Origin of the sequence: Sphingomonas sp. Sphisp66, assembly GCF_047324325.1 — a bacterium.
Lineage (GTDB): Bacteria > Pseudomonadota > Alphaproteobacteria > Sphingomonadales > Sphingomonadaceae > Sphingomonas.
In genome coordinates, this window is record NZ_CP168508.1 from 171,502 (window position 1) to 192,941 (window position 21,440).

Consider the following 21,440-nt stretch of genomic DNA (forward strand, 5'->3'; position numbering starts at 1 on the left):
ACATTTCTTCAATCCGCCGGCCGGGCGGCCGGCGGCGCCCCTGCATCGTTGGAGAGATCGACGATCTCGATGCGGCCATGCGGCGATCGCTTCATGATCTTCGATCCGGTCGTCCGCTCGAACGGCGCGGTATAGGTATAGCGCTCGATGCGCAGCACGCCGGGGTCGAGCGGCGGAAGCGGCAGCGGCGCATAGCGGCGGCCGCGCACCGATTTGAGCACTTCCGCGCTCCACGGCCCGGTGAGGCGCTTGCTCTTGCGCAGGATATCGACGTCGTCGACATGCCCGTCGGGCTTCACCCAGAAGGCGACGTCGAGCCACTGGCCGTCCATCAGCTGCGCGGGATAGCGGTTGGCGGCGTTGACCAGGCCGCCATCGCCCAGTCCGCTCTCGCGTAGATCGACAACCTTGGCGGTGATCAGCACCGGATTGAGCGAGGTGGCGTGCGCCCGGTAATAGGCCAGCGCCGCGTCGAGCTCGCGTTCGTCGCCGCGGTTCGCCGCGATGCGCGCGACCATCAGCTTGCCGGCGAGCAGGAAGCGCTGCGCGCGCGGATCGGGATCGGCGGCCATCTCGTCGAGGATCGCGTGCGCCTTGCGGAGATAGAGAGCCTGGACCGCCGGCCGCGCGGCCTTGGCGATATAGAGGTTGACGATGCGCAGCCGGGCAGAGGCCGCCACGTCGGGCAGACCGGCTTTCTTCGCCGTGCCGAGGACCGAGCGATAGCTGTTCTCGGCCTCGGCAGCGCGGCTGAGATGGCCGTACATGTCGCCGGTCTCCAGCTCGGCCGTGAGAATCGCGGGATCATTCGGCGGGCGGGTGTCGGCCAGCACCTCCTGGGCGGAGAGGGTGCTGGTGCGATAGATGTCGTCCAGGCCGACATGGCGCGAGACCAGCGCGGTGGCGCGCATCAGGTCGGCGAATTCGGGCCCGGCCTGCTCGCGATAGCGCCGGTTGCGCCCGCCCGACTGGCGCAGCGTGCCGAGTGCAGCCCAATAGTCGCCGTGGAGGAACTGGTTCTCGGCGTGGCGCAGGCTCGCCTTGATGTCCTCGGCCGGCGGGCAAGGGCGGGCGATGCAGTCGGCCAGCGCTTTCTCGGTCTCGGCGAGCGGCCGCGCGGTAACGACGATCTCGCTCTCGCCCTTCGGCTTGTCCTGCCCCGCCTGCTGCGCGCCGAGCGCAGCCGGCAGGACGAGCAGCGCTCCCGTCAGCAGGCCGGCGCGGAGCAGCGGCATCGCCGTCTCAGCCGCCGGGCCTGGGCCGGTCGCCGGCGTCGTTGGACAGGTCGATCATCTCGATCCGGCCATGCGGCGAGTGCTGCATGATCCGCGTTTCGGTGATCCGCCGATAGGGGGAGGTATAGGTATAGCGCTCGATGCGCAGCACGCCGGGATCGAGCGGCGGCAGCGGCAAGGGGGCGTAGCGGCGCGAGGCGATCGTATCGAGCACCGCCTTTGCCCAGGGGCCGGCGAGCTGCTTGCTCTTGCGCAGCACATCGACGCTCTCGACCCGGCCGTCGGGCTTCACCCAGAAGGATACGTCGAACCACTGGCCATCCAGCTGCTGGGTCGCCCGGCTGTCGGCGCCGTTGACGCTCTTGCTGAACGAGGTGGTGTCGGAAAGCCGGCCCTCGCGCAGGTCCGCCGCCTTGCTCGAGATCAGCACCGGATTGAGCGTGGTGGCGTGCGCCTTGTAATAGGCGAGCGCTTCGTTCTGCTCCTTCTCGTCGCCCCGGTCGGCGGCGATGCGCGCGACCATCAGCTTGCCGGCGAGCAGGAAGCGCTGCGCGCGCGGATCGGGGTCCGCGGCCATGTCCGCCAGGATCGCATGCGCCTTGCGCTGATAGGTGCTGGCAGCCGCCGGCGACTGGGCGAGCAGGATGTAGAGATTGACGATGCGCAGCCGGGCGGAGGCGGCGATATCGGCCAGCCCGGCGGCCTTGGCCTTGCCCAGCACGTCGCGGTAATTGCTCTCGGCCTCGGCGACGCGGCCGACATGGCCGTACATGTCGCCGATCTCGAGCTGCGAGGTGAGCCGGGCGGGATCGTTCGGCGGCAGCGTGTCGGCCAGCACTTCCTGGGCGGAGAGGGTGCTGACCCGGTAGAGCTGGTCCTCGCCGAGATGGCGCGAGACCAGCGCGGTGGCGCGCATCAGGTCGGCGAATTCGGGACCGACCTGCTTGCGATATTCGCGGTTGCGCCCGCCCGACTGGCGCAGCGTGCCGAGCGAGCCGCGATAATCGCCATGGAGGAACTGGTTCTCCGAATGGCGCAGCGTCGCCTTGATGTCCTCCGCCGGCGGGCAATGCCGCGCCAGGCAGTCGCGCAGGGCCTTGTCGGTCTCGTCGAGCGGCGTGCCGGTGACGACGATGTCGGATTCCTGCTTGTCCTGCGCCTGGGCGAGGACAGGGGCGAGCAGCAGCGCGCCTCCCAGCACGGCGGCGCGCAACGGCATCATGCGTCGATGACTTCCTCGTCGAGCCGTGCCGCATTCTCCTGGATGAAGGCGAAGCGGTGGGCCGGATTGTTCCCCATCAGCCGGTCGACCAAGTCCTTGACGCCCGCCCGCTCCTCATATTCTTGCGGCAGGGTAATACGCAGCAGACCCCGTGTGGCGGGGTCCATCGTGGTTTCCTTGAGCTGGTTGGGATTCATCTCGCCAAGGCCCTTGAAACGGCTGACCTCGACTTTCTTACCCTTGAATTGGTTCTGTTCTATTTCCAGCCGGTGCGCGTCGTCGCGGGCGTAGAGACTCTTCGAACCCACCGTCAGGCGATAGAGCGGCGGCTGGGCAAGGTAGAGATGCCCCTGGCGGACCAGATCGGGCATTTCCTGGAAGAAGAAGGTCATCAGCAGCGTGGCGATGTGGGCGCCGTCCACGTCTGCGTCGGTCATGATTATGATCCGCTCGTAGCGGAGATTCGACGGATCGCAGTCCTTGCGGGTGCCGCAGCCCATGGCGAGGATCAGGTCGGCGATTTCCTGGTTGGCCAGGATCTTGGCCGAGGTGGCGCTGGCGACGTTGAGAATCTTGCCGCGGATCGGCAGGATCGCCTGAGTCTTGCGGTCGCGCGCCTGCTTGGCGCTGCCGCCTGCCGAATCGCCCTCGACGATGAACAGCTCGGTGCCGGCGGGATCGTCGGCCGAGCAGTCGGTGAGCTTGCCGGGCAGGCGCAGCTTGCGGGCGCTGGTCGCGGTCTTGCGCTTGACCTCGCGCTCCTGCTTGCGGCGCAGGCGGTCGTCCATCCGCTCGAGCACATAGCCGAGCAGCGCCTTGCCGCGGTCCATGTTGTCGGCGAGGAAATGGTCGAAATGGTCGCGCACGGCCTTCTCGACCAGGCCGGTCGCCTCGGGCGAGGTGAGCCGGTCCTTGGTCTGCGACTGAAATTGCGGCTCGCGGATGAACACCGACAGCATGAGTTCGCTGCCGGTCATCACGTCGTCCGCGGTGATGTCCTTGGCCTTCTTGTTGCCGATCAGCTCGCCGAACGCGCGGATGCCCTTGGTCAGCGCGCCGCGCAGGCCGGCCTCGTGCGTGCCGCCATCGGGGGTCGGGATGGTGTTGCAATACCAGCTGTACGAGCCGTCGCTCCACAGCGGCCAGGACACCGCCCATTCGACCCGGCCGTTATTCTCGCCCGGAAAGTCCTGGCGCCCGGCGAAGAAATCGGCGGTCGCGCATTCGCGCGCGCCGATCTGCTCCTTCAGGTGATCGGCCAGGCCGCCGGGGAACTGGAACACCGCCTCGGGCGGAGTGTCGTCGCTGATCAGCTCGGCATCGCACTTCCAGCGGATCTCGACGCCGGCGAAGAGATAGGCCTTGGAGCGGACCAGCTTGTAGAGCCGGGTCGGCTTGAACAGCATCTCGCCGAAGATCTCGGTATCGGGGATGAAGCTGACCGAGGTGCCGCGCCGGTTGGGCGTGCCGCCGACATGCTCGAGCGGCCCGAGCGTCTTTCCCTGGCTGAAGCGCTGGCGATAGAGCTGCTTGTCGCGCGCGACTTCCACGGTGGTGTCGATCGACAGCGCGTTGACCACCGAGATGCCGACGCCGTGCAGGCCGCCCGACGTGGCATAGGCCTTGCCCGAGAATTTGCCGCCCGAGTGCAGCATCGAGAGAATCACCTCGAGCGCCGACTTGTCGGGGAATTTCGGGTGCGGATCGATCGGCATGCCGCGGCCATTGTCGGTGATGGTGATGCGGTTGCCCGCCTCGAGCAGCACCTCGATGCGGTTGGCATGGCCGGCCACCGCTTCGTCCATCGCATTGTCGAGGATCTCTGCGGCAAGGTGATGCAGCGCGCGCTCGTCGGTGCCGCCGATATACATGCCAGGGCGGCGCCGTACCGGCTCCAGCCCTTCGAGTACTTCGATCGAGGAGGCGTCATAGGTGCCGGAGGGCACGCCCGGCGCGGCAAACAAGTCTTCAGCAGCCATGGAGAACGTATAGGGGGTGCGGGGGGAAGGGTGCAAGGGATGCGGGGGCATCCAATTCCTCCCCCAGCTTGCTGGGGGAGGGGGACCGCCGGCGAAGCCGGTGGTGGAGGGGCGGGCGGTGGAACACCGCCGTCTGCGCGGCGGCCCCTCCACCACGACGCTTCGCGTCGCGGTCCCCCTCCCCGAGACAAGCTCGGGGAGGATCTGATTTGGTTACGCCGCCTTCAGCTGGGCGATGAACCGGTCGGTTGCCACTTCGAGCGCGAGTGCCGCCTCGGACAGCCCGGTCGCGGCGCTGGAGACGTTGTCCGACAGCGCCTCGGTATCGCTCGCCACGGTGGCGACCGCGCCGATCCGCTCGGCCATGCGCGTGGCGCCGGCGGCGGTGTCGAGCGCGGTGGCCTCGATCATGCCGGCGGCGTAGCGCTGGCCATCGACTTCGTTGCGGATCGCCTCCGCCGCGGCGGCGACCTCGGCGACGGTGCTGGCGATCTCGCCGAGCGCGTCATGCGCCTGCTCGGCGCCGCCATGGACGGTACCCGCCAGCGTGCGGATCTCCTCGGTGGCGTGGCCGGTCTGGTTGGCGAGCGCCTTCACTTCGTGCGCGACCACCGCAAAGCCGCGGCCGATGTCGCCGGCGCGCGCCGCCTCGATCGTCGCGTTGAGCGCGAGCAAATTGGTGCGCGCGGCGATGTCCTGGATCGATTCGGCGAAGACGGTGATCGTGCTCGCCCGCTCGGCCAGCGCCCGCACCGCATCCTCGCCCGAGCGCGAGACGCCGCGCGCCGCGCCGCTCAGCGTCGCCTGCTGGTCGACACTCGACGCGATTGCCATGATCGAGGCGGTGAGCTGCTGCACGCCGTGCGCGAGCCCGCCCGCGGTATCCGAGGCCTCGGTCGCGATGCGCGCGGTGGCGGCGAGCTCGCCGCTGGCGCGGTGCGCAAGCGTGTTGAGCGAATGGGCCGAACGGTCGAGGTCGCTCGCCGCGCGGGTGACTTCGCGCACCGTCTCGGCGACCGATTCCTGGAAGGCCGTCGCGAGCGCCAGCATCTCGCGGCGGCGCTCGGCTGCGGCACCGCGCTCGCTCGCCTCGCGGCGCTCGCGCTCGGCGCGTTCGCGCGATTCGGCGGCGCGCACCGCGGTCAGCGCAGCCTCGGCATCGTCGCGGCGCGCGGTCGCGTCCAGGGCGAAGCGCTCGCTCTGGGTGCGGGCTTCTGCTTGCGCCTCGATCAGGCGGACGAGCTGGGTGGTGAGATAGGCGAGCACCGCGAACTGGAGCAGCACCGCCACGGCATGGAACACGACCCGCCCGAAATCGCCGCCGCCCTCGAACACCCAGGCCGGCAGCGCGAGCTGGAAGATGATGTGGTGCGCGGCGATCAGCCCGCAGGCGAGCGCGATCGGCTTCCAGTCGTAGAGCAGCGTCAGCGCCGAGAGCGCGACGAAGAAATACATGTGCGTGTCCATCTGCCAGGGATGGCCGGACAGCGCATAGACGGCGAGGCCGGGATGGATCGCGGCGAGCGTGCCGACGATCAGCCGGGCGGACGAATCATAGCGATGGCGCAGCGCGACGATGGTCGGCGCGATATTGGCGGCCGCGCCGAGCAGCAGGGTGATCCACTCGCGCTGGCTGCCCCGCAGCATCAGGCCGAGCAGGAAGACCACCAGCACCGTGACCCAGCCGGCGATCACCAGGGTCTGCACGCCGCGGCGGCGCAGGCGGTCGATCTCGCTCATGCCGCCGGCCCTCCGCACAGCGCGGGCGGTGCGGCGAGGATCAGGATCGCCTGGCCGCTGAGCGCGGATGCGACCGGGAGATGGTCGCCGCTGATCACGAAGCTGCCGGGGAAGGGGCCGCTGCCGAGCAGCTGCGCGCCACCGTCGATCGCGCCGGCGAGCATGTGGTTGGCGCTGCCGGGAAACAGGGGAACGAGGAGCATCCGTCCCTGGCTGGGCGGCCAGAAGGCTGCGCAGACGAGCGCCACCGCGACCAGTGCGAGTTGCGCACCCAGAGCGTGGCGGGCGAAGATTACTCCAATACGGTTCATTACGCCCGTCTAGGGCTACATAGGTTATAAACGCGTAAACCACGTCATTACTGTAAATTACGTATACGTGTGAGCGCGGGTTCAGCGTGCGCCGAATCCCGCCACGATCATCGCCGCCACCGCCGCCAGGAAGAAGAACAGCATCAGCACCGCCGGCCAGCGCAGATGCGCGGTGCCGCCGCTCGCTGCGGCTTCCTGCTCGGGGGTCATCGTCCAGCCATTGGCCTTGCGGTCGATGCTCTCGAGCGATCCGGTGATCCCCATCAGCTGGAACATCGCGAAGAAGATCGCTGCGCCGAACAGCACCCAGGCGACGTAGAGGCTTGCCGGGAGCACCGCGGCCTGCCCGGCGGGGCGGCTGACGAACTTGTCGAGAAAGGTCACGGTGAAGGCGACGGCGCCGGTCGAGAGCGCGATGACCTGCTTGGCGATGTCGATCGCGGCCTTGAACCCTTCGATGCTGGTGCCCATCCCGCGCCTCAGCAAAAGGGGTGGCGGGGGCAGAACCAGGAAAGCGCGGGATAGAAGCTGCGTTCGCCGAGCAGGTCGTCGGGATAGTCGGGCAGGTCGCGGGCGAGTTCGGCGGCATGGTCGAGCAGCGCGAGCAGCGCCGTGCGGGCGGCCTCAATCTCGGCGTCGGACGCCTGTTCATCGGTCAGGACCCGACCGGCCTGCGCGGTCATCTCGCGCAGCCTGGCATCGGCGCCGTCTCCGAAATGCCGGCCCATCGCCGCGGCATGATCGAATGCCGCCCCGAACAGATAGTCGCCTATGCTTCCAGCCGCAGATGCCATCGCCGGCCCCCTTGCGAGACGGACGCCAGTCTACGCCTGTGTAGGGCTCAAAACAATCGGGCTGCGGATCGCTCCGCAGCCCGATGAAAAGTCAGCGGACGCGCGGGCCGCCAAAGGGCAGCGGCGGCGGCGGGCGGCGGTCGCGGCGGGGCAGCTGGGCCTGATAGGCATGGCCGCAATGGTCGACGCAGTAGGGGAAGCCGGGATTCACCTTGTCGCCGCAGAAGTGGAAGTCCGGCTCGCCCGGGTGACCGATCGGCCATTTGCAGATCTTGTCGTTGAGATCGAGCAGGCTGGTCTTGCCGGCGATCGCCTCGCTCGGCTTGGCCGGGACGAGTCGGCGCGGCGGGGCCGGGGCGATCGGCGGGGTCTGCTCGCCCGGATTCTGGCGCACGAAGCCGCCGGGGCCGACCGAGCGGAGCACCGGGCCTTCGCGCTTGGGCGCGGGCGCGGGTGCATCGGTATCGTCATCGTCCGATTCGGGGGCGGGTGCAGGCGCGCGCGGCGCGGCAGCGGCCGGCGCCGCCGAAGCGGTCGGCGCGGGCGTCGGGCGCGGCGCGGGGGCCGGCTTGGGCTCGGCAGCGGCCTTGGGCTCGTTGGGCTTCACCGGCGACGGACGCGCAGGCAGGCCCAGGCGGTGCGCCTTGCCGATCACGGCATTGCGACTCACCCCGCCCAGCTCCTCGGCGATCTGGGTTGCGGTCAGGCCGCTGTCCCACATCTTCTTCAGCGTATCGATCCGCTCTTCGGTCCAGCTCAAAACTTCTCTTCCTTCACCTTGCAGGCGGCACGTGCAGCGGTTACGCGATCGCGCGATGAGCAGCCAGCCTGAATTCGGTCAACAGCTCCCCGAGCCCGGCGTTCCGGTTATCCGCAACGTCAACTGGGGAGGTTTGCGCACCCTCTATATCAAGGAGGTGCGCCGTTTCTTCAAGGTGCAGCTCCAGACGATATGGGCGCCGGCGATTTCGCAGCTCCTGCTGATGGTGGTCTTCACCACGGCTTTGGGCTCGCGCGGGGCGGTGCATCTCGGCGGGACGGAAGTGCCGTTCGCCGCCTTCATCGCGCCCGGCCTGGTCGTGATGGGCATGCTCAACAACGCCTTCGCCAATTCGAGCTTCTCGCTGCTCGTCGGCAAGATCCAGGGCACGATCGTCGATTATCTGATGCCGCCGCTGTCCACCGCGGAGCTGCTTGCCGCGATGGTCGGCGGGGCAGTGACGCGTGCCTTCATGGTCGGCGGCACGGTGTGGCTGGCGATGCTGCTCTATCTCGGCACCGCGGCGGTGCCGGTGCAGCCCTGGGCGGTGCTGTGGTTCGGGCTGCTCGGTTCGGTGCTGCTCTCGTTCCTCGGTGTGCTGACTTCGATCTGGGCGGAGAAGTTCGATCACAGCGCCGCGGTGACCAACTTCGTCGTCGCGCCGCTCGCACTGCTGTCGGGTACCTTCTATTCGGTCGAGCGCCTCGCGCCGGCCTTCCAGATCGTCAGCCATGCCAACCCGTTCTTCTACATCATCTCGGGCTTCCGCTACGGCTTCCTCGGTGTTGCCGATTCGCCGATCCTGATCGGCAGCCTGGTGATCCTGGCGCTCGACGTGGTGCTCGGCTTCCTCTGCTACGCGCTGCTGCGCAAGGGCTGGAAGATCAAGAATTAGGCTTTCCGACATGCAGATTCCCCTCCCTGCAAGGGAGGGGCCAGGGGTGGGTTATAGAAGGCCGGGCTCGATGCCCGGCCTTCTCTGTTTAGGGCTGCCGTCTCGCTGGGCGCCTCCGGAAGGCCGGAGGCGCAGCCCACCCCAACCCCTCCCTTGCAGGGAGGGGAGTAGAAGGCTCGATAACGCCCCGGCATGCCCCTCGCCGAAACGATTATTGACCTCTCCCGGGCACCCCTCGTAAACACCCGCCTCGGGCGGTCCCGACAGGCCGCCCTTTGTCGTTTCTGGAGTCTCGTTTCCGAGCTTTACCTGAAGGAGTACGTTCCCATGACCATCACCCCGCTCATGCCCGTCTACCCGCGGTGCGCTGTGCGGCCGGTGCGAGGCGAGGGCGTGTACCTTTATGGCGAGCGCGGCGAGCAATATCTGGACTTCGCCGCGGGCATCGCGGTCAACGCGCTTGGCCATGGCCATCCGCATCTGACCAAGGTACTGCAGGACCAGGTCGCCACGCTGATGCACGTGTCGAACCTCTACGGCTCGCCCCAGGGCGAGGCGCTGGCCCAGCGGATCATCGATGTCAGCTTCGCCGACACGGTGTTCTTCACGAACAGCGGCGTCGAGGCGATCGAGTGCGCGATCAAGACCGCGCGCCGCTACCATTACGTCAACGGCAATCCGCAGCGCCACAAGCTGATCACCTTCAAGAACGCCTTCCACGGCCGTTCGATCGGCGCGATCTCGGCGACGGACCAGGCCAAGATGCGGGACGGATTCGAACCGCTGCTGCCGGGCTTCGACTATGTGAAGTTCAACGACCTCGAAGGCGCGCTCGCCAAGATCGACGGCGAGACCGCGGGCTTCCTGGTCGAGACGGTGCAGGGCGAGGGCGGCATGACCGCCGGCACCCCGGAGTTCATCCAGGGCCTGCGCAAAGCGTGCGACGAGCATGGCCTGCTGCTCATCCTCGACGAGATCCAGTGCGGCTATGGCCGCACCGGCAAGATGTGGGCCTATGAGCATTACGGCATCACCCCGGACATCATGACCGTCGCCAAGGGCATTGGCGGCGGCTTCCCGCTCGGCGCCTGCCTCGCGACCGAGGAAGCGGCCAAGGGCATGGTGATCGGCACCCATGGCTCCACCTATGGCGGCAACCCGCTCGCCATGGCGGCCGGCCAGGCAGTGCTCGACGTGATGCTCGAGCCCGATTTCCTGCCGCATGTCGTCAAGATGGGCGAGCGCCTGCGCCAGGCGTTCGAGCAGCTGATCCCGAACCACGATCACCTGTTCGAGGAGATTCGCGGCAAGGGGCTGATGCTCGGCATCAAGATGAAGGACAGTGTCGTCAGCCGCGACTTCGTGGCGCACCTGCGCGACAATCACGGGCTGCTCACCGTGGCGGCGGGCGAGAACGTGTTCCGTGTGCTGCCGCCGCTGGTGATCAACGAGGATCACATCGCAGAGTGCATCGAGCGCCTGAGCGAAGGCGCGCGTTCGTTCGCCCCGCCGAGCGATGATTGAGTTCAATTCCTCCCTCGCGAAGTGGGGGAGGGGGACCATGCGCAGCATGGTGGAGGGGGCACCTCCACGAGCTGTGACGCTTGGGGCGATGCCCCCTCCGTCACGCTTCGCGTGCCACCTCCCCCGCTGCGCGAGGGAGGATTTTCGATGACCCGCCACTTCCTTGATCTGTCCGACGCCGGCACCGCCGGCATCCAGGCGATGCTCGACGATGCGATCGAGCGGAAAAAGGCCCGTACCGGCTGGACCAAGGGCAGGGTCGATGCCGATGCCCCGCTCGCCGGCCATGTGCTCGCGATGGTGTTCGAGAAGAACTCGACGCGCACCCGCGTCTCGTTCGACATGGCGATCCGCCAGCTCGGCGGCACCTCGATCGTGATGGACGCCGGCAGCATGCAGCTCGGCCGCGGCGAGACGATCGCCGATACCGCGCGCATCCTGTCGGGCTATTGCGACGCGATCATGATCCGCACCGACGATCACCAGAAGGTGGTCGACATGGCGAAATATGCCAGCGTACCGGTGATCAACGGCCTCACCGACGCCTCGCATCCTTGCCAGATCATGGCGGACATGGAGACGATCCTCGAGGCCGGCTTCACCCTGCCGGGGCTCAAGGTCGCCTGGCTGGGCGACGGCAACAACGTCCTCGCCTCGATCATGGAGGCCGGCGGGCTGATGGGCTTCGACGTGGTCGCCGCTTGCCCGCAGGGGTACCAGCCGAGCGACGAAGACCTTGCCCGCGGCAAGGGCCGGGCGAAGGTCGTCGGTACGCCGCAGGAAGCAGTGGAAGGCGCCGACATCATCGTCACCGATACCTGGATCTCGATGGGCCAGGCCCATGCCGAGACCAAGCTCGCCGCGATGATGCCCTTCCAGGTGACCGAGGCGCTGATGGCCGCGGCCAAGCCGAATGCCCGTTTCCTCCACTGCCTGCCCGCCCACCGCGGCGAGGAAGTGGTCGACGCGGTGATCGACGGCCCGCAGTCGCTGATCTGGCAGGAGGCGGAAAACCGTCTCCACGCGCAGAAGGCCGTGCTAAGGTGGTGCTTCGGGCAGATCTGAGGGGAGCGCCATGCCGCCGGTCCGTATCGCAGCCTTGGTTGCCCTGGGTCTGGCGGCGCTGCTCGCGCTGCTCTGGTTCGTACCCCGTGATGATGCCGGCTATGCCGATCGGATGCCCTATCTGGCCGCGCGGCTCATTGCCGCTGCAAACGCGGCGATGGTTGCGCGCCTCGGACGGCGTCCCCACGCAGGGCTGCAGGGCTCTGCCCTCTGGCTCGTCATGGTCGGGATAGGCGCGGCCATCGCATTCGGGAGTTTTGCGGACTGGGCCCGTCTGGTCGTTCCCGACGATGGCAGTCTCATGGGCTTTGTCGCGTTCGTGGCGGTGGCCGGACGGATCGTCGAGGCGCTCTTCTCGACGGCCCTCTCCGCGTTGGCTGCGGGATGGCTGCTCTGGTTCGCGTCGTGGTGCATGGCGCGCGCGCGGCCGGCCTGAGTTGTCTTGGGGCCGCGACGCCCTACATAGCCGGCAACTTTCCGAAAATAAGTGCCACGAACGGCATCCCGGCCTAAACGCCGGGCAGCGAGGATATCGACGTGACCAACACTGTGCCCCCCACCGATCTCGATCGCGTGATCGGCTTCACCATTCCCGGTCGCCACACCCGTGGCCGCGTTGCGCGGCTGGGGCCGGTGCTCGACGAGATCCTGTCGGCGCATGCCTATCCGCCGCAGATCGAGCGGCTGCTCGCCGAGGCGCTGACCCTCACCGCGCTGCTCGGCTCCACGCTCAAGCAGGCCGAGGGGCAGATGACGCTCCAGGCGCAGAGCCAGGGCGGCATCGTCAGCCTGCTGGTGTGCGACTACAAGGACGGCGAACTGCGCGGCTATGTGCAGTTCGACGCGCTGCGCCTGTCGCAGCTCGGCAAGAATCCGTCGCTGTTCGCGCTGTTCCACAAGGGCCATCTGGCGATCACCTTCGACCAGGTGACCACCAAGGAGCGCTACCAGGGCATCGTGCCGCTCGACGCCGGCACGCTGGGCGAGGCGGCGCAGAGCTATTTCCTCCAGTCGGAGCAGATCCCCAGCCTGGTGCGGCTGGGCGCCCAGCGCGACAAGGAAAGCGGCAAGTGGGTTGGCGGCGGCCTGTTCCTCCAGCATCTGCCGGAGGGCGAGGCGGGGCGCGAGCGGCTGCACGTGCGGCTCGACCATCCCGAATGGCAGCATGTCGAGGCGCTGGGCTCGACCATGGGCGTCGACGAGCTCGCCGATGCGGCGATCCCGCTCGAATCGCTCATCTGGCGGCTGTTCAACGAGGAGGAAGAGGTGCGCGTCCTCAGCGGCGCGGAGCTGTCGCGCGGCTGCCGCTGCGATCCGGGCTACATCACCGAAGTGCTCGCCAAGTTCCCCGAAGCGGAGCGGGCGGAGATGGCGGACGAGCATGGCGTGATCAGCGTCGACTGTGCCTTCTGCTCGAAGAAATTCCCGGTGCGGCTCGAGGATTTCGTTCCGCCGGCGTTGTAATTCGCGCCCCTTGCGCCATATCGGTGCCAAGGGGCGCGAACCTTCGGGTTCGTGACGGGAGGACATTGCGCATGTTGTTCGGGCGTATGATGTGCGTGGCAATTGCCGCCGCATCGCTGTTTCTCGTGAATGACGGGCCGGCTTCGGCGCGGCGCTCCGGCACGCAATCCGCGCTGTCGCAGATCGAGCGCGGCCAGTGGCTGCTCAAGGAGAAGCTGGGCACCGAGCGCAAGATCTGCTTCACCGGCCCGAACAGCTTCATCCAGCTCGGCCACGGCCCCATTCCCTGCGAGCAGTTCGTCGTCGCGCAGGACCAGCGCGCCTCGACGATCCGCTATACCTGTGCCGGCCATGGCCTGGGTCGCACCACGATCACCGTGGAGACGCCGCGGCTCGTTCGGATCGACACCCAGGGCGTGCTCGACGGGTCGCCTTTCGACCAGGAATATGAGGCGCGCAAGGTCGGCACCTGCAGCTGAACGGGGCTTAACCCTTATTTCATCGCTGCTGGGCTACCGTGGCGTTGCTCCTAGTGAGCACTTTCCTCTCTGGCATGGGTTTTCCCAACAACTGGGCCGCTTCCGAGCGGCCCATTTTGCATCTGCGGCTTACGTGGTCCATTTTGCCTTGCAGCATGAATCGGGCTAGGGGCCTGCGATGACTGACAGCGTTGCAATTGTGCTGGTTTCCGGCGGCCTCGATTCGATGATCTCGGCCGCGCTCGCGCGTGAGGCGGGGCACCGGCTGTTCGCCCTTTCCTTCGACTATAACCAGCGCCACCAGGTCGAACTGGCCGCCGCGCGCCGGATCGCCACCACGCTGGGCGCCGAGCGCCATATCGTGATGCCGATGGACCTGCGGGCGTTCGGCGGCTCCGCGCTCACCGCGGATATCGACGTGCCGAAGACCGGGGTGGGGGAGGATATCCCGGTCACCTATGTGCCGGCGCGCAATACGATCTTCCTCAGCCTGGCGCTTGGCTGGGCCGAGGCTTCGGGCGCCCGCGACATCTATATCGGCGTCAATGCGCTCGATTATTCCGGCTATCCCGATTGCCGCCCCGAGTTCATCGAAGGCTTCGAGAAGCTCGCCGAGCTGGCGACCAAGGCCGGGGTGGAGGGCGAGCCCTTCCATATCCGCGCGCCGCTCCAGCACATGACCAAGGCCGATATCGTGCGCGAAGGCACGCGGCTCGGGCTCGACCTGGGGCTCAGCTGGTCCTGCTACGATCCGGCGCCGGGCAGCCTGCATTGCGGGCTGTGCGACAGCTGCCGTCTGCGCTCCCGGGGCTTCGAGGAAGCCGGCGTGCCCGATCCGACGCGCTACGCCGTCAAGCCGTAAGGGCCCGGCTATGACCTACAGCGTCAAGGAGATGTTCCTCACCCTGCAGGGCGAGGGCGTGAATGCCGGCGCGCGCGCGGTGTTCGTCCGCTTTGCCGGCTGCAACCTGTGGACCGGCCGCGAGCAGGACCGGGCCAGCGCGATCTGCCAGTTCTGCGACACCGAGTTCGTCGGCACCGATGGGCTGGGCGGCGGCAAGTTCGCCACGGCGGAGGCTCTGGTCGATGCAGTGGAGGGTTTCTGGGGCAGGGGGGCGGAGAAGCGCTTCGTCGTGCTCACCGGCGGCGAGCCGATGCTGCAGGTGGACGATGCGCTGGTCGACGCGCTCCATGCCCGCGGTTTCCGCATCGCGATCGAGAGCAATGGCACGCTTCCCGCGCATCCCGGCATCGACTGGGTGTGCATCAGCCCCAAGGCGGGCAGCGAGGTCGTCCAGCGCTCGGGCGACGAATTGAAGCTGGTCTGGCCCCAGCCCGGCACCGATGTCGAGGCGATCGAGGGCTGGGACTTCGCCAACTTCCTGATCCAGCCGATGGACAGCGTTGCGGCGCAGGAGAATATCGAGGCGGCGATTGCCTTCGCGATGGACCGGCCGAAATGGCGGCTGACGCTGCAGACGCACAAGATGCTGGGGCTGCGATAGGGGCGTACCTCTTCTGACCCCCCTCCCTGCAAGGGAGGGGTAGGGGGTGGGTGGCGAGCGCAGCGAGCTCGGCCATGCGACCAGTAAAAACAGAAAAGGCCGGGCATCGAGCCCGACCTTTTCTAACCCACCCCTAGCCCCTCCCTTGCAGGGAGGGGGATTGCTCAGGCGCTCAATCGAGCAGCAGCGGCCCGCACTTCTTGACCTGGTACATGCCCTTCTTCCAGCACTTGTCGTTGCCGAAAGGGGGCATCTTCACGCCGTACATGCCGGTGACGACATAGCCCTGCGGGCGATATTGCTCGCCCCATGGGCCCAGGCTGGCGCGAAGCTCCTTGATGCGGTCCTGCGCCAGCTCGCTGAACTTGCCGGCCTTCACGAATACGGCATCATGGCCGATTGAGGCGGCAGTCTGGCAGAAAGAGAGCTGCCCCTGAACAGTCGAGAAGCCCGAGTAGATACGGGTGCCGTACTTGTCGAGCTCTAGCTGGCCCTGCTTCTTGTTCTTGTACGTTCTTGCAAAATATTTCTCGAGCGTAGCGTATGAGTCCCGCAACTCGATCGCGTGATCCTTGATCAGCGAGTTGTAATTGTCGACCGACAACAGGGTCGGCTCGAACTGGCACTGGAGCGCGGCGACGTTCAATGCGGCGCGCAGGTTCCAGGCGAGCGCAGCACGCAACTCGTCGGCGGTGGCGCCGGGCAGTGCCGGGCCGGTCATGCCGGGCTCGGTGCCGTTCACGCGGCCGCTCTCGAGATTGGCCGGCTTGAGGAAGAACTGCGCCGAAGCCGGCGCCGAGACGAACAGGCCGAGCCCCCCGGCCAACCCAAGTGCGATACGCGATGCGAGCATGTTGCCCTCGAAAACTACCAATTGACCCCGTGGGCATGGGGTTACGGGTTTACGAGTCCGCGTTGAAGCCCTTTTTTACCATGAGCCGTGCCATCCCGGCATTTCATCGCAAAAGCGGAAACGAAAAAGGCCGCCCGGTCGCCCGGACGGCCCTTTCACAACACCCTAACGGGCGCGCTGCTTAGTGCGCGGCGTTGGTGGTGGTGTTGGTCTCGACGGTGGTGGTGTTCTCGACAACAGCGCCGTTCTCGGTGGCGGCGGCGTCGATGTTGGTCACCATGGTGTCGGTGGTGGTGACGTTCTCGGTCGGAACGACTTCGGTGGTGTTGGTCACGTTGGTCGACTCGTTGCTGGTGCACGCCGAGGCCAGGAGGGCCGCGCCGGCGATCATCGAACCTGCAACGATCTTCGAAATGACTGCACGCATGTAGAAAGCTCCCTAGATTATGGATCTGGATTACGGATAGCCGTTTAATACCCAAACCGAAGTGGACATTAGACGGTTCGGGCAAACCCCTCAAGACTCGAAATTTGACCTCGCCTAGGAGAGAGCCTCCAAAAACGGCAAAAATGTGGCGCGAAGCGCCGAATCGAATTGCCCGGGCGTTACCGGCTTGCCCAGCGCCTCGGCGCTGGTGACCGGGAATTCGGCGATGCCGCAGGGGACGATCCCGTTGAAATCATTTAGGTTTGGCGACAGGTTCACCGCGAAGCCGTGCATCGTCACCCATTGGCGGATGCGCACGCCGATCGCGCCGATCTTGGCTTCCTGGCCTTGCCCGTCGAGCGTCCAGATGCCGATCCGGCCCTCGGCGCGGAACGCCTCGATGCCCAGCTCGGCCAGCGCCGCGATCACCCAGCCTTCGACGGCATGGACGTATCCGCGCACGTCGCGCTTCCGTTCGCGAAGGTCCATCATGAGATAGCCGATGCGCTGGCCGGGGCCGTGATAGGTGTAGCGCCCGCCGCGCCCGGTGCGGAACACCGGGAAGCGCGTCGTGTCGACCAGCTCGCTCGCATCGGTGGCGCTGGTGCCGGCGGTGTAGACGGGCGGGTGCTCGAGCAGCCAGATCCGCTCGGACGCGGTGCCGGCGGTGAGCGCGGCGACATGCGCCTCCATCTCGGCGAGCGCGGCGCCATATTCGATCGGCTCCGGCGCGACCCGCCATTCGATATCCTTGGTCATGGGCGCGAATTGCGCATGCCGGGACGATTCCGCAAGCATTGGCAACAGAATGTCCGCCCGCTAACACCGCTCCGATAAGGGAGGCATGGGTCGCATGGCGAAGATGGGGACCGTCTGGGATCGGACGGCGGAGTTTCTGAGCGACAATCTGGGCGCGATCCTGCCCGTGGCGCTGCTCGCCTTCTTCGTGCCCGCCTCGATCGAGGGCAGCTTCCAGGCGGCCAAGACCGGGGCGGGGCCGGCGCTGGTCCTGTCGCTTTATCTGGTCCAGATCGCGTTCGGCATCCTCTCGATCTGGGGATCGCTGACCATCGCGGCGATGGCGCTCGACATGGCCGATGTCCGCGCCGCCGGGCGGATCGGGCGCGAGCGGTTGCTGCCGGCGCTCGCCGTCTCGGTGCTGATCTTCGCGGCGATGCTCGTGCTGGCGCTGCCGGTGCCGCTGGTGCTGCAGATGGGCGGCTACGACCTGATGGAGATCGCGCGCGGCAACGCCGTCTCGCTCAGCCCGCAGATCGCGGGGGGCATCGCGCTCTACGGGCTGGTCGCGCTCTGCCTGATCCTGTGGCTCGGCGCGCGGCTGTTGGTCACCAATCCCGTGATCGTGCGCGAGAAGCGGATGTTCTCGGCGCTGCGCCAGTCGTGGAAGCTGACCCGCGGCATGACCTGGCGGATCATCGGGGTGATCCTGCTCTTCGCCCTGGTCTCCTGGGTCTCGATCCTCGCCGCCAACATGGTGTTCGGCAGCATCTTCACGCTAGTCGCCGGCGGGCCGGCGGACGGCATCTCGCTGGCCGGGGTGCTCACCTCGGTAGTGGTCGCGGCGGTGCAGACCGGCTTCACCGTGCTGGTCCCCGCCTTCACTGCCAAGCTCTATCTTGCGCTGACCGCCGAGGCGGGGCTGCGCGAAGGCGTGCTGCGCGCATGAGCCTCACCAGCCGCGGCATCTTCCTCGATGCCGTCACCCTGTGGCGCGCCGAGCGGGCGCTGCTCGTGCCGGTCGCCGGCCTGTTCTTCGTTGCGCCGATGCTGGGCGCTGCGCTGCTCCTCGGCGGGCTCGACCTGCCCGCGACCGAGGACCCGGAGAAGCTGCGCGCGGCGTTCATGGCCTTCTACACCGCCAATCTGCTGCCGATCCTGGCGATCAACCTCGTCATCGATTTCGGCTGCTTCGCGATCTTCAACCTCTATCTCCAGGGCGGCGGGCGCACGCTGGGCGAAGTGCTGCTGCTCGCGCTCCGGCGCTTCCCGGCATTCTTCGTGCTCAACCTGATCGCCGGGCTGCTCTTCTCGTTCGGCCTGTCGCTGTTCGTGATCCCCGGCCTGTTCGTGCTGGCGCGGACCTGGCTCGCCGGACCGGCGCTCGCCGCCGATCCCGGCGCCGGCGTGTTCGGCGCGTTCCGCGAAGGCTGGCGGCGCAGCGGCGGCGTGACCGGCTTCGCGCTGATCGGCCTCGCCTCGATGGTCTTCTTCCTGGCCTTCGGGCTGGTGATCCTCACCGGCGGCATCCTGGGCACGATCGCCGGGCTTGTCGGCGGTGCCCAGGCAGTCACGGCCGTCTCCTACCTCGCCACCGCGCTGTTCGGCGGCGCGGCCTGGACCGCGCTCGCACTGATCCGCATCGCCGCCTATCGGCTCGGCAGCGCACCCAGGCAGGGGATCTGAGGCGCGGCATCCGCCGCCAGCACGCCCGCGAGCCGCGGATCGGCGAAGGTCTCCACCGTGCGTTTGTAGGGCACGAAGCCATGCTTGCGGTAGAAGCCGAGCGCGCCCGGCGAATCGAGCGTGCAGGTATGCACCCACACCCGGCTGACCCCTGGCCGCCATGCCAGCATCAGCGCATGCGCCATCAGCCAGCCGCCATGCCCCTTGCCGGCGAGTTCGGGGACGAGCCCGACGAACCCCAGCTCGCAGGTGGCCTCGGCGCGGAAATCGAGCTCGAGCATGCCGACCTCGATGCCGCCCCGGTCGACCACCGCATGCACCCACACTTCGGGATCGTGGATGATCGCCGTCAGCCGTGCATCGTCCATCACCAGCCGCGAGAACCACAGCCAGGGCTCGCCGACCCGGCGGAACAGCGCGCGGTACTTGGCCGGGTCGGGCGCGTTCCAGCGCACCAGCCGCAGCGGCGAATCGGGCAGGGGCCGCGGCCGCGGCTTCGCCAGCATCTCGAGCGCGGTGACGACCGTGGCGATCTGGTCGCCCGCGACCGGGATCAGGCCCATGTGCAACCCTCGTCCGAGGAGGCTTTGCTATCCCCCAATACTCCGTCATCCCCGCGCAGGCGGGGATCCAGGGTAGCAGAGCGACGTCCGTCGTGACTCTGGATCCCCGCCTGCGCGGGGATGACGAAAAAAGGGGAGGAGACGGAAAGGGTGGAAGTCACGACCACGCCGCCATTGGCGGCAGGCTCATCAGGATCGCGTCGATATTGCCGCCGGTCTTCAGGCCGAACAGCGTCCCCCGGTCGTAGATCAGGTTGAACTCGGCATAGCGGCCGCGCCATTCGAGCTGGCGCTGCTTGTCCTCGGTGGTGAACTCCATCCCCATCCGCTTGCGGACCAGGCGCGGATAGACGTCGAGGAACGCCCGGCCGACATCCTGGGTAAAGGCGAAGTCCGCCTCCCAGCCGCCCTCCAGATGGTCGTAGAAGATCCCGCCCACGCCGCGATGCGTCTTGCGGTGGGGGATGTAGAAATATTCGTCCGCCCATTGCTTGAAGCGCGGATAATGCTCGGCGTCATGCGCGTCGCATGCCGCCTGGAGCGCGGCATGGAATTCCGCGGTGTCCTCGTCATAGGGCATGGGCGGGTTGAGGTCCGCGCCGCCACCGAACCAGCGCTTGGTCGTGGTCAGGAAGCGCGTGTTCATGTGCACTGCCGGCACATGCGGATTGGCCATGTGCGCGACCAGGCTGACGCCGGTGGCGAAGAATTTCGGGTCCTCGCCGGCGCCGTGGATCGACTTGGCGAAATCGCCCTCCAGGCTGCCGCCGACGGTGGAGACGTTGACCCCCACCTTCTCGAACACCTTGCCCTTCATCACCCCGCGCACGCCGCCACCGCCCGGCTCGCCGCTGGGATCGGTGCGGTCCCAGCCGATATACTCGAACTTCGCGTCCGATCCCGCCTCGGCCTCGATCGCCTCGAATTCGGTGCAGATCGCGGTGCGCAGGCTTTCGAACCACGCCCGGGCGCGCTGCTGCTGGTCGTCGAGCTCGATCATTGCGGGGGGAATCCATTGGTCTGGCGCAGCGCCTCGGCGAGCGAGATGCCCGCCGACACGGCAAGGTTGAGCGAGCGCAGGCCCGCGCGGATCGGGATGCGCACGGCAAGGTCGGCACGGTCATGGACGTAATCGGGCGCGCCGCGGCTCTCCGAACCGAACAGCAGCGTGTCGCCCGGCTGGAACACCGCCTCGGTCAGCGGGATCGATCCGCGCGTGGTGAACAGGATCACCCGGCCGGGCAGCTTTTCGGCGAATGCGTGGAAATCGGCATGGCGCGCCACGTCCGCCGCGCCGCCATAATCCATCGCCGCCCGGCGGAATGCCGCGTCGTTCCAGCCGAATCCCATCGGCTCGATCAGGTCGACGGGCGTATCGAAGCAGGCGCCCAGGCGCAGCACGGCGCCAACATTGCCGGCAATATCGGGTTCGAACAGGGCTAGTCGCATGGCCTCGCTCCTAGCGTTCTATTCCCTTGCGTAACAAGCCGCTGAAAAAGCCTGTTGCGGAAGCGAGCGACCGCCGTCTATCACCTCGGCGCGCCTATTCGGGGGACATCGAAGGGCAACGAGGGGGCCCTTAGCGCCCGTGTAAGCGTCACGTCCTACCCGCGCGTTCGTCGCGGTAAGTTCGAAGTGCAAGGGGTAAACATGGCAATTGACGACCCGTCCGGTCCCGAGAATCCCCGTCGTCGCGATTATCTCCAATATGCCGCCGTTTCGGTGGCGGCGGTGGGTGCGGGCGTCGTGGTGTTCCCGCTGGTCAATTCGATGAATCCGTCGGCCGACGTCCTCGCGCAGTCCTCCACCGAGGTGGACCTGTCGAAGATCGAGCCAGGCCAGGCGATCAAGACCAGCTTCCGCAAGCAGCCTTTGTTCGTCCGCAACCTGACGCCGAAGGAAATCGCCGAGGCGGATGCGGTGCCGGTCTCGGCCCTGCGCGATCCGCAGACGCTCGAGCAGCGCACGGCGAAGGGCCACACCAACTGGCTGATCACGCTGGGCGTGTGCACCCATCTCGGCTGCGTGCCGCTGGGCGCGGGCGAGGGCGAGAATCGCGGGCCGTTCGGCGGCTATTTCTGCCCCTGCCACGGTTCGGCCTATGACACTGCCGGTCGCATCCGCCAGGGTCCCGCCCCGAAGAACCTCGAGGTTCCAAAATATAATTTCACGTCCGACACCGTCGTCGTGGTTGGGTGAG

General features: G+C 67.4%; 25 protein-coding genes. 11 read left to right on the forward strand and 14 right to left on the reverse strand.

What is annotated here, in order from left to right; genetic code table 11:
- Positions 1 to 8: 8 nt before the first annotated feature.
- The 8 genes from ACEN8G_RS00810 to ACEN8G_RS00845 form a co-directional block, all read right to left on the reverse strand.
- Positions 9 to 1,235, reverse strand: a complete 1,227-nt coding sequence (locus ACEN8G_RS00810) for a hypothetical protein (RefSeq protein WP_413417941.1) — start codon at positions 1,233 to 1,235, stop codon at positions 9 to 11.
- A gap of 7 nt (positions 1,236 to 1,242) precedes the next feature.
- A complete protein-coding gene (locus ACEN8G_RS00815; RefSeq protein WP_413417939.1) occupies positions 1,243 to 2,457 on the reverse strand; it encodes a hypothetical protein in 1,215 nt (404 codons plus the stop codon).
- A complete protein-coding gene (gene parE, locus ACEN8G_RS00820) occupies positions 2,454 to 4,436 on the reverse strand; it encodes a DNA topoisomerase IV subunit B (protein ID WP_413417937.1) in 1,983 nt (660 codons plus the stop codon). Before parE ends, ACEN8G_RS00815 begins: the two co-directional genes overlap by 4 nt.
- Before the next feature lie 213 nt (positions 4,437 to 4,649).
- Positions 4,650 to 6,176, reverse strand: coding sequence for a methyl-accepting chemotaxis protein (locus ACEN8G_RS00825; protein ID WP_413419119.1), 1,527 nt, complete (start codon positions 6,174 to 6,176; stop codon positions 4,650 to 4,652).
- Positions 6,173 to 6,487, reverse strand: a complete 315-nt coding sequence (locus tag ACEN8G_RS00830) for a hypothetical protein (RefSeq protein ID WP_413419117.1) — start codon at positions 6,485 to 6,487, stop codon at positions 6,173 to 6,175. Before ACEN8G_RS00830 ends, ACEN8G_RS00825 begins: the two co-directional genes overlap by 4 nt.
- A gap of 81 nt (positions 6,488 to 6,568) precedes the next feature.
- Entirely contained in the window at positions 6,569 to 6,958 is a 390-nt protein-coding gene (locus ACEN8G_RS00835) for a hypothetical protein (protein WP_413419115.1), read from the reverse strand.
- 8 nt (positions 6,959 to 6,966) lie between these two features.
- Positions 6,967 to 7,281: a hypothetical protein gene (locus tag ACEN8G_RS00840; RefSeq protein WP_413419113.1), complete on the reverse strand. Its 315-nt coding sequence runs from the start codon at positions 7,279 to 7,281 to the stop codon at positions 6,967 to 6,969.
- A 91-nt stretch (positions 7,282 to 7,372) separates the two neighbouring features.
- Complete coding sequence (locus ACEN8G_RS00845; protein WP_413419111.1) at positions 7,373 to 8,041, reverse strand: GcrA family cell cycle regulator; 669 nt, start codon at positions 8,039 to 8,041, stop codon at positions 7,373 to 7,375.
- A 55-nt stretch (positions 8,042 to 8,096) separates the two neighbouring features.
- Between ACEN8G_RS00845 and ACEN8G_RS00850 the strand changes: the two genes are divergently transcribed.
- The 8 genes from ACEN8G_RS00850 to queE all read left to right on the forward strand — a co-directional run bounded on the left by ACEN8G_RS00850 (position 8,097) and on the right by queE (position 14,973).
- Entirely contained in the window at positions 8,097 to 8,936 is an 840-nt protein-coding gene (locus ACEN8G_RS00850) for an ABC transporter permease (protein WP_413419109.1), read from the forward strand.
- Between the two features lie 327 nt (positions 8,937 to 9,263).
- Positions 9,264 to 10,460, forward strand: a complete 1,197-nt coding sequence (locus ACEN8G_RS00855) for an aspartate aminotransferase family protein (RefSeq protein WP_413419393.1) — start codon at positions 9,264 to 9,266, stop codon at positions 10,458 to 10,460.
- Positions 10,461 to 10,607: 147 nt separating this feature from the next.
- On the forward strand, positions 10,608 to 11,525 hold the full coding sequence (argF, locus tag ACEN8G_RS00860) for an ornithine carbamoyltransferase (RefSeq protein ID WP_413419091.1): 918 nt from the start codon (positions 10,608 to 10,610) through the stop codon (positions 11,523 to 11,525).
- A gap of 10 nt (positions 11,526 to 11,535) precedes the next feature.
- Complete coding sequence (locus tag ACEN8G_RS00865; protein WP_413419089.1) at positions 11,536 to 11,961, forward strand: hypothetical protein; 426 nt, start codon at positions 11,536 to 11,538, stop codon at positions 11,959 to 11,961.
- 101 nt (positions 11,962 to 12,062) lie between these two features.
- Positions 12,063 to 12,989 (forward strand): Hsp33 family molecular chaperone HslO, encoded by a 927-nt coding sequence (locus ACEN8G_RS00870; protein ID WP_413419087.1) that lies wholly within the window; start codon positions 12,063 to 12,065, stop codon positions 12,987 to 12,989.
- A gap of 71 nt (positions 12,990 to 13,060) precedes the next feature.
- A complete protein-coding gene (locus ACEN8G_RS00875; protein WP_413419085.1) occupies positions 13,061 to 13,468 on the forward strand; it encodes a hypothetical protein in 408 nt (135 codons plus the stop codon).
- Between the two features lie 178 nt (positions 13,469 to 13,646).
- A complete protein-coding gene (queC, locus tag ACEN8G_RS00880; RefSeq protein WP_413419083.1) occupies positions 13,647 to 14,330 on the forward strand; it encodes a 7-cyano-7-deazaguanine synthase QueC in 684 nt (227 codons plus the stop codon).
- A 10-nt stretch (positions 14,331 to 14,340) separates the two neighbouring features.
- Positions 14,341 to 14,973: a 7-carboxy-7-deazaguanine synthase gene (queE, locus tag ACEN8G_RS00885; protein ID WP_413419081.1), complete on the forward strand. Its 633-nt coding sequence runs from the start codon at positions 14,341 to 14,343 to the stop codon at positions 14,971 to 14,973.
- 172 nt (positions 14,974 to 15,145) lie between these two features.
- Here the strand turns inward: queE and ACEN8G_RS00890 are convergent, their stop codons facing one another.
- From ACEN8G_RS00890 to lipB, 3 genes are all read right to left on the reverse strand, one after another.
- Positions 15,146 to 15,826 (reverse strand): hypothetical protein, encoded by a 681-nt coding sequence (locus ACEN8G_RS00890; RefSeq protein ID WP_307119782.1) that lies wholly within the window; start codon positions 15,824 to 15,826, stop codon positions 15,146 to 15,148.
- 181 nt (positions 15,827 to 16,007) lie between these two features.
- The gene (locus ACEN8G_RS00895; RefSeq protein WP_307119783.1) at positions 16,008 to 16,253 is read right to left on the reverse strand and encodes a hypothetical protein; all 246 of its coding nucleotides are present in this window, start codon (positions 16,251 to 16,253) and stop codon (positions 16,008 to 16,010) included.
- A gap of 114 nt (positions 16,254 to 16,367) precedes the next feature.
- Positions 16,368 to 17,051 carry a lipoyl(octanoyl) transferase LipB gene (gene lipB, locus ACEN8G_RS00900; RefSeq protein WP_413418311.1) on the reverse strand — a complete coding sequence of 228 codons (684 nt, stop codon included), beginning with the start codon at positions 17,049 to 17,051 and terminating at the stop codon, positions 16,368 to 16,370.
- A 55-nt stretch (positions 17,052 to 17,106) separates the two neighbouring features.
- Between lipB and ACEN8G_RS00905 the strand changes: the two genes are divergently transcribed.
- Both ACEN8G_RS00905 and ACEN8G_RS00910 read left to right on the forward strand, forming a co-directional pair.
- Complete coding sequence (locus tag ACEN8G_RS00905; protein ID WP_413418313.1) at positions 17,107 to 17,940, forward strand: glycerophosphoryl diester phosphodiesterase membrane domain-containing protein; 834 nt, start codon at positions 17,107 to 17,109, stop codon at positions 17,938 to 17,940.
- Complete coding sequence (locus tag ACEN8G_RS00910) at positions 17,937 to 18,677, forward strand: hypothetical protein (RefSeq protein WP_413418315.1); 741 nt, start codon at positions 17,937 to 17,939, stop codon at positions 18,675 to 18,677. The genes ACEN8G_RS00905 and ACEN8G_RS00910 overlap by 4 nt, the downstream gene beginning before the upstream one ends.
- Here ACEN8G_RS00910 and ACEN8G_RS00915 read toward each other — a convergent pair.
- From ACEN8G_RS00915 to ACEN8G_RS00925, 3 genes are all read right to left on the reverse strand, one after another.
- On the reverse strand, positions 18,641 to 19,240 hold the full coding sequence (locus ACEN8G_RS00915) for a GNAT family N-acetyltransferase (protein WP_413418317.1): 600 nt from the start codon (positions 19,238 to 19,240) through the stop codon (positions 18,641 to 18,643). The genes ACEN8G_RS00910 and ACEN8G_RS00915 overlap by 37 nt on opposite strands.
- A 157-nt stretch (positions 19,241 to 19,397) precedes the next feature.
- On the reverse strand, positions 19,398 to 20,240 hold the full coding sequence (hemF, locus tag ACEN8G_RS00920; RefSeq protein WP_413418319.1) for an oxygen-dependent coproporphyrinogen oxidase: 843 nt from the start codon (positions 20,238 to 20,240) through the stop codon (positions 19,398 to 19,400).
- Positions 20,237 to 20,689, reverse strand: a complete 453-nt coding sequence (locus ACEN8G_RS00925) for a tRNA (cytidine(34)-2'-O)-methyltransferase (protein ID WP_413418321.1) — start codon at positions 20,687 to 20,689, stop codon at positions 20,237 to 20,239. The genes hemF and ACEN8G_RS00925 overlap by 4 nt, the downstream gene beginning before the upstream one ends.
- 201 nt (positions 20,690 to 20,890) lie before the next feature.
- Between ACEN8G_RS00925 and petA the strand changes: the two genes are divergently transcribed.
- Positions 20,891 to 21,439, forward strand: a complete 549-nt coding sequence (gene petA, locus ACEN8G_RS00930) for a ubiquinol-cytochrome c reductase iron-sulfur subunit (RefSeq protein ID WP_413418323.1) — start codon at positions 20,891 to 20,893, stop codon at positions 21,437 to 21,439.
- The last annotated feature ends 1 nt before the right edge of the window (position 21,440 follow it).